Origin of the sequence: Methanocalculus sp., assembly GCF_030651615.1 — an archaeon.
Taxonomy (GTDB): domain Archaea; phylum Halobacteriota; class Methanomicrobia; order Methanomicrobiales; family Methanocorpusculaceae; genus Methanocalculus.
On sequence record NZ_JAUSCG010000084.1, the window covers coordinates 1 to 7331 of the forward strand.

At 51.9% G+C, this 7331-nt stretch carries 7 protein-coding genes; 4 read left to right on the forward strand and 3 right to left on the reverse strand.

Annotated features, from left to right (window positions below; translation table 11 throughout):
- Positions 1-2949: tetratricopeptide repeat protein (locus Q7V06_RS03395; RefSeq protein WP_304838099.1), on the forward strand; the 2949-nt coding region annotated here is incomplete at its 5' end.
- A gap of 3 nt (positions 2950-2952) precedes the next feature.
- Complete coding sequence (locus Q7V06_RS03400) at positions 2953-3423, forward strand: 23S rRNA (pseudouridine(1915)-N(3))-methyltransferase RlmH (RefSeq protein ID WP_304838102.1); 471 nt, start codon at positions 2953-2955, stop codon at positions 3421-3423.
- An 8-nt stretch (positions 3424-3431) separates the two neighbouring features.
- Here Q7V06_RS03400 and Q7V06_RS03405 read toward each other — a convergent pair whose 3' ends face one another.
- The 3 genes from Q7V06_RS03405 to msrB all read right to left on the reverse strand — a co-directional run bounded on the left by Q7V06_RS03405 (position 3432) and on the right by msrB (position 5712).
- The gene (locus Q7V06_RS03405; protein ID WP_304838106.1) at positions 3432-4982 is read right to left on the reverse strand and encodes a sodium:solute symporter; all 1551 of its coding nucleotides are present in this window, start codon (positions 4980-4982) and stop codon (positions 3432-3434) included.
- Positions 4972-5094, reverse strand: coding sequence for a symporter small accessory protein (locus Q7V06_RS03410; protein WP_304838109.1), 123 nt, complete (start codon positions 5092-5094; stop codon positions 4972-4974). The genes Q7V06_RS03405 and Q7V06_RS03410 overlap by 11 nt, the downstream gene beginning before the upstream one ends.
- 150 nt (positions 5095-5244) lie before the next feature.
- Positions 5245-5712 (reverse strand): peptide-methionine (R)-S-oxide reductase MsrB, encoded by a 468-nt coding sequence (gene msrB / locus Q7V06_RS03415; protein ID WP_304838112.1) that lies wholly within the window; start codon positions 5710-5712, stop codon positions 5245-5247.
- 104 nt (positions 5713-5816) lie between these two features.
- Between msrB and Q7V06_RS03420 the strand changes: the two genes are divergently transcribed.
- Positions 5817-6578 (forward strand): V4R domain-containing protein, encoded by a 762-nt coding sequence (locus Q7V06_RS03420; protein ID WP_304838115.1) that lies wholly within the window; start codon positions 5817-5819, stop codon positions 6576-6578.
- 59 nt (positions 6579-6637) lie between these two features.
- Positions 6638-7331, forward strand: a 694-nt coding sequence (locus Q7V06_RS03425) for a protease inhibitor I42 family protein (RefSeq protein WP_304838118.1), incomplete at its 3' end; no start/stop codon positions are given.

The following is a 7331-nucleotide window of genomic DNA, read 5'->3' on the forward strand; positions in this document are numbered from 1 at the left end:
AGGATGCAGCACCCGGATGGATCGAAGAAGGTTGCCTGGGTGACGAGTGATGGTGAGATGAGCCTCTTTGGGAGAACGTACGATCAGAGCAGCCCCCGCGAACCGATCGAGATCGACTCCAAAAATATTGTGCTGATCACCCTTCAGGTCAGGGCACTGGCGGCTATCGGGCGATTTGAAGATGTACTCAGGATGATCGCACGACTTCCGCCGGAAGAGGCGAAGACTCCTTCTATGCAGTTGATCTCAGCTGAGGCAGAAGCAGCTCTTGGCAACTACTCAGGAGCCCTGACGCATCTTCAGGCCTTCAGGAGAGCGGATCAGGTGGCACCTGAAGCCCGGCGCCTGATAGCTGACATTTTAATGAAGAGTGGAAAGTATCGGGATGCACTGGAGATCTATGGTGAGATCCTGTCCGAAGAGCCGGAAGATATCAAAGCTCTTCGAGGTCGGATCGAGGCATACATGAGGCTTGGATCCTATTCTTCCTGCACAGAGGACCTCAAAACCCTGATCGCACTTGCTCCGTCGGACTGGCATGCGATCGTTCTTTACATGGAGCTGCAGTACCTCACCGGTGATCCTGAAAGAGCACTTGCTCTCTTTGATACTCTGCCGGAGAAACAGCAGAAGATCCCCTCACACCGGATGATCAGGGCACGGGCACTTGATGCATGCGGAAGGATGGAAGAGGCATTAACTGAAGAAAAAGCGGTGCTTGCAGATGATCCCGATAATACCTCCGCACTTCTTCATAGTGCCACCCTCTCTCACAGGATGGGAGACCTCACTCTTGCTGAAGAAATCCTTTCACATCTGTCGGAGAGGTCAGGCAATGCTGATGGTATCTCCCTCTGGCATGCCGAACTCCTCTCTGCCCTCGGTTCCGATCAGGAGGCATTATCGGCATTCAACAAAGCAGTATCACTCAACCCGAAGAACCCATCGGCACTGATCGGAAGAGCGGATGTGTACAGGAAGCTTGGCCAGTACGACTCCTCATTGACAGATATCACCACTGTTCTATCAATCGATCCAAAACAGCTCCACCTCCATACTCTCGCCGGCACCCTCCTGATGCAGCGTTCTCACTACAGAGAAGCGGCAGAGGCATTTATCAGGTCTGATGGGCCTCTCTCCATCTCACTGGCAGGTGAAGCATTCCTTAGGTGCAGCCGGTTTGAAGATGGGCTCTCGAATCTTGAACGTTTTATCAGATCAAATCCCGATGATTCTATTTCACTCTACTTCGCCGGAATAGCAGCAGAACACCTCGGCAGGTATCCTGATGCCATCGCATATTATCAGCAGGTCTCTGATACGATCCCTGATGCACTCTTCAGGCTTGGATCGCTTCAGAATGCCACAGGTGCATATGGTGAGGCAGAAGAGGTACTCGGCCGGTTCTGCGATAACCATCCGACTGATATCGGGGGATGGTACACACGAGCATCAGCCTTTGAACACCTTGGTCAGGACCAGTCTGCCGGAGATGCTCTCCAGGAGGCGATGAACCAGGGTGCCGGGAGTGCAGGTTTACTTGTTGCGATGGAAGGCGTTCTTCAACGGATGGGTCGCTTTGATGATGCAGCGGATGTCTGCCAGACGATCATCGATCAGCACCCCTCAATCACCATGATCTACAGAAAGCTTGGAGAGCTCTCGACACTCCTTGGCAGATCGGATGAGGCAGCAGATTCATATAGGAAAGCCCTCAGGGAAGATCCCGATGATCCGATTCTGATACTTGCAGCAGCAGAAGCGTTTCTGAAGATTGATGCTCCGGAAGAGGCATTGGTGCATCTTAAACACGCAGGTGAGCAGCATCCGGACGATCAAAGGATATGGAGTGCTATGGGTGATGCACTCACAGCTGATGGTGAATACCTGCAGGCTGTAAAGTCGTATGACCGTGCCATCTCAACCGGGGATGTTCCGGCAGACGTGCATCGCGGCCGATCACGGGCTCTGGCTCTCGCAGGAAAATGGAAAGAGTCCTGCAGTGCCCTGACAGATTATCTCCACATGGAGGAGAGCGATCTCAGCACCTGGTTCGAACTCGGCAGGATGGCAGAGACAATTGGAGATACAAAGACGGCCGAGAAAGCATACCGGAAGGCATCAGGATTACCCGGCGCAGACTTTGCCCATGCACGCACCCTTGCCCTCCTTGGGGATGATGAACGGGCTCTTGAGCAGATCGAAGAACTGCTCGGAGAGAACCCTGATGATATCGACTACCTCAGATTATCCTCATCACTCCTTCTCAGGATGGGGCGGTATGAAGAGGCGGTCAACGCATACTCACGTGCGGTACAGTTCAGAAAGGACGATCATATCCTGATACGGGGATATGCATCTGCACTTGAGTCTGCCGGAAGATACACTGAGGCTGTGGAGGTATGGACAAAACTCCAGAAAGAGGAGTCGGATGTATCCTCAACGACCTATTCGATCGCACGTCTGCTCGCACATCTTGGAAAATACCGGGATGCAGCCCGCCAGTATGATCTGATCCTTGCTGATCACCCTGATGATCTTGCTGCGATCATCTACCGCGGTTCAATGGCAGAGAGACTTGGTAAATTTGGTGAAGCCCTTAACTGGTATGAGAAGGCCCTCTCGGTAGACTCAAAGAACGGCCCCCTCTGGAGTGCCCGTGGTTCGATCATGGTCGCCCTTGGCAGGTATAATGATGCCCTCAAATCATTTGATCGGGCAATTGACCTCTCCCAGAACGAGATCAATGCCTGGTACTGTAAAGGGTTCGTCCTTGATTATGTCGGAAAGAAAGAACAGGCGATGGCCTGTTTTGATCATATTACCGATGAAGCACCCGACCATGCTCTTGCATGGTATCAGAAATCCAGGATTTATGACAGTATCGGAGAGCGGCAGGAGGCATTACGGTCTCTTTCACAGGCTCTTGAGCTTGACCCGGACCTCTGATCCATGCATATCCGGATCATTGCTGTTGGGAAGGTGAAAGAGGCATGGCAGAAGGAGGGGATCAGTGATCTGATCCGCCGCCTGACTCCGTATACCTCCATCACCATCACCGAGATTCCTGATCAGAAGGTCTCTTCTCCGGGAGAGAAGGTGCGTGCGATCATCCGGGAGGGAGAAGCCCTCCTTACAGCTGCAAAAGAACCTGCGTTTCTCATCGTACTCGACCCTGCCGGACGAGAGATGGGGAGCGAGGCATTCTCCGATCTGATTCGGAAGAGAGAGATCTCAGGCTCAGGAGATCTCGTTTTTGTAATTGGGGGGCCTGATGGCCTCTCTGAAGAGGTGCGAGCAAAATCTGATCTCACACTCTCTCTCTCACAGATGACTTTTACCCATACTATTGCCCGTCTTCTCCTTCTTGAACAGATTTACAGGGCTTTTCGGATCATCAGAGGAGAGCCGTACCATCGATAAAAGAGGGATTATGCCATGTTCCGGTTGTGCCGGAACTGGAATACTGCCATCACAATAATTGATATCGGCAGTGCGATTATGAGGGGATTACATGCACTCCATGGCTGACCAAGGAGAGCAGGCACCCCGAACAGATACTGGCAGAGACCGAGGGCGCTTGACTCTGCTGCATGGAAGAATGCAGTCCAGAGGAACCAGACGATAGCACCTGCCAGCATTGAAGCCTTCGCACCAATAACGCAGGGTGACTTCGATGTGATCCCGTTGACAAAGACCGGAAGAAACGCAGAGGCGCAGAGTCCCATGAAGATCACCGTTGCACGGGCGATGATGCTGCCGGGGAGGAGGAGTGCAACGGCGATGGAGACGACCATCATGATGAAGATGCCATATTTATTTGATTTAAGGGATAGAGCGCAACTTCGCCCTCGTCCCCATACATCACAGGCAAGAGCTGTCCCCATCGTGTGGTAGAGTGAGCTGAGTGTTGACATCGCCGCTGAGAGGAGTGTCAGCATAAAGATGACAACAAAGATGTCCGGCATCGCACTCGTTATGTACAATGGCATGATCGAATCGACATTTCCACCAGCTGCGGCGATGGCGATCTCACCGCTTTTCTGATAAAAATAGACATTGGTCAGTGCCCCGACGGTGAAGGCAACACCTGTCATCATCAGGATGAATGGTCCGCCGATCAATGTGGCACGGTTCAGTGCCTTATCATCCTTTGCGGTCATGAACCGGACGATAAGCTGTGGCTGGGCAAGCACCCCGATACCGACACCGAGGACCATCGTCGTAACAAGAGTCATCCAGATCGGTGATCCGAGTGATGGCATCGATGTCCACCCCAGATGCCCCTGCGCAGTCAGTGCAGCCGGGACGAGATCTGCCATGTTCGTAAGTGCGGTGTGTGCTGTTGTGACTCCACCAAGATAGACATAGGTCAGAACAAGCAGAAGAGACATCCCGACTGCCATGATTGCACCCTGAACTGCATCGGTGTGCATCACAGCAATAAGGCCTCCTAAAACGACGTATGCGCCAACGATAACAGCAAAACCGAGGAGAGCCACTTCATATTGGACGGAGAGGGTTACTTCGATGAACCGAGCTCCACCTATCAGGATTGCAGCGGTGTAGATCGGCATCGAAACGAGTATGATGATCCCGCTTACATACTGGATAAATGTGGAATTATAGCATTTTCCCATGAGATCGGAGAAGGTCACAGCCCCAAGGCGCTGTCCAATCGTACGAACTCTCTTTCCGAAGAAGACGAAAGCGATCAGCACTCCGACACCGATATTAAAGACCGTAAGCCAGATCAAACCCATTCCGAGGTTTGCTGCAACACCGCCGAATCCGACGATTGCGGAGGTCGAGATGAAGGTTGCCCCATAGGAGAGTGCGATGACGAGGGGATGGGTGTTCCTGCCAGCGACCATGTAATCTTCCGCCCCTTTGGTCTTACGGTACCCATAGTAGCCGATACCAAGGATCATCACCAGATAGACGAGGATCACAATCATCGTGGTGAACGTATCAACTGCCATTATCACTATCCCCCTTGTTCCAGTTCACAATACCATACAGTACACATGCGCACGCAAACGCGATTGCGAGCAGATATGCAATCCAGATAGTCGGGTCAGGAATGCCAAACATGATAGCCTCCGGTACCTCAAAACAACTTCAAGGGAGACCGAAAAAAAGATCGGTCTCCCTATCTAAAGAAGAAAAAGAAAAAGTCTGCTACAAGAGAAAGGTGATGACCTTTACATTGTGGTTGAGCAGACATGAGGTATCCACTTAAAATTACTCTGTTCTAGTAGATAAATCCGGCAGATCTTTTTCCAACACAAGGGCAAGGGAGTTCATACAGAACCGATGACGATCGGGAGGAGGGCCGTCATCAAAGACATGGCCAAGGTGCGCACTGCAGAGACCACAGAGCACCTCGTCTCTGATCATACCGCCTGATCTGTCCTGTTGAATCCTTATATTCAGATCAGATACCGGCCTTCTGAAACTCGGCCATCCGGTACCGGAGTCATACTTATCAGTTGAAAAGAAGAGGTCGATCCCACAGCAGGCACAGGTATAGATCCCGGTTTTATGGCAGTTATGATATCTGCCGGTGAAAGGGGGCTCAGTCCCCTTCTTCCGAGCCACAAAGAATACCTCGGGAGAGAGGAAATCTCTCCATTCCACCTCATTCCGCTCTATTGGCTCTCGTTCAACTATTCTGTCATCTCGTGCCGAGTAGATATGTATGATTGTCATATCCGGGTATCATCCCTGCATCCAGATAAAGACTGTGATGGTTCTCTGGTGTACGAACATTAGTATTTATTATATAACAAAAAAGTATTATATAGGAGTTTTCGATGAAGGGGGGAGAAAAGAGCGAATTATCACTTTATGGGACCGCAACAGGTGTTCGTGCGATTGAAAACCCCGTCAGGCGTCATATTCTTGACATTCTGAGGGGTGGGGAGGTAAGTTTTGATGCTCTCGTCGGATCGTCAGGGAGGGCAAAATCGACGATCTCAGCACACCTCTCTGCACTTGCTGAAGAAGGGATCGTCGGCTCCCGTCCCGGTGATGATGACGAGCGGAAGAAGATCTTCTTCCTGACCTCTCATTTCATCGGTGAGTTTGCTCCGGGAGATCGAATATCAGATGATCTCTCCGAATATGCATCGAAATACCGTGATGGAGCACATGATCCCTTCAATCTGTACAGGCTCATGTACCGGACACTCCGGGTTTCACTTCTTATAGAGGGCATCTCTATCGATCCGTTCCTGAGAAGAACCGGCGAGGCGGTTGGAGAGGCGGTCTATTTCGCTGTGGCTGCACCTGATCTCGAATCATTCCTTGAGAACCTGATTGTATTCTGGGAACGGCATCGTCTCGGCAGGATTTCGGATATTACCCTCTCTCCGATCTCATTTGCTGTCTATGACTGTTTCGAGTGTGTAGAACTTCCGCTCCTTGGACGACCTGCTTGTTCATTTGACTCCGGTCTCCTCTCTGTCCTCTTCTCCCGGCAATCCGGCAGACTGATGGAGGCGGTGGAGCGGAAGTGCTATGCTGCCGGGGATCCTTGCTGCACCTTTGAGATAGTCCCCGTTCCCGAAAAATAAACGATTACAACCAGTAGGGTTATACCATTCAGTGACCTCTTTTTTTATGGTGTGAACTGATGACAAGAATTGGTCTTTCTATTCTGCTGATAACCGTTGCCCTGCTCTTTACAGCGGGTTGCGTGAGTGAACAGCCTGATACACCGCCGGTAACTCCGGCACCGCCAGAATCGCTCCATATGTTTGATGGAACAAATGATGGAGGAACCTACACCTTTGAACCGGGTGAGCATATCGAGATAACGCTTGTCGAGAACCCGACGACCGGCTACTCCTGGAACATGACCGTCCCTGCAGGGCTCATCCTGGTGAGTGATGAGTTCGTCGCCCCCGATACCGGACTGGAGGGCGCCCCCGGCACGCATGTCTGGCTCTTTGAGGCAGCCACTCCCGGCACCTACACGGTTAAAGGTAACTATATCCGACCCTGGGAGACAGATGCCGAACCTGCCGGGACATTCTCCATGACGATGATCGTCGAAGGAGATGCAGCACCTCTTCAGACTCCTCAAGTGGTCGAGGTTGATGAAACAAATGATGGCGGGGGGATCGGCATTGAGCCCGGGATGATGATCCGGATAACGCTCGTCGAGAATCCGACGACCGGGTATTCCTGGAACATGACCATTCCTGCAGGACTCACCCTGGTCAGCGATGAGTTCATCGCCCCTGATACCGGACTGGCGGGCGCCCCCGGCACACATGTCTGGCTCTTTGAGGCAGCCACTCCCGGCACCTACACGGTTAAAGGTA

What these genes read in the sequence shown, in the direction of transcription:
- Q7V06_RS03400 (WP_304838102.1), top strand. Translation starts at nt 2,953, where the DNA reads ATGCATATCCGGATCATTGCTGTTGGGAAGGTGAAAGAGGCATGGCAG.
- Q7V06_RS03405 (WP_304838106.1), bottom strand. Translation starts at nt 4,982, where the DNA reads ATGGCAGTTGATACGTTCACCACGATGATTGTGATCCTCGTCTATCTG.
- Q7V06_RS03410 (WP_304838109.1), bottom strand. Translation starts at nt 5,094, where the DNA reads ATGTTTGGCATTCCTGACCCGACTATCTGGATTGCATATCTGCTCGCA.
- msrB (WP_304838112.1), bottom strand. Translation starts at nt 5,712, where the DNA reads ATGACAATCATACATATCTACTCGGCACGAGATGACAGAATAGTTGAA.
- Q7V06_RS03420 (WP_304838115.1), top strand. Translation starts at nt 5,817, where the DNA reads ATGAAGGGGGGAGAAAAGAGCGAATTATCACTTTATGGGACCGCAACA.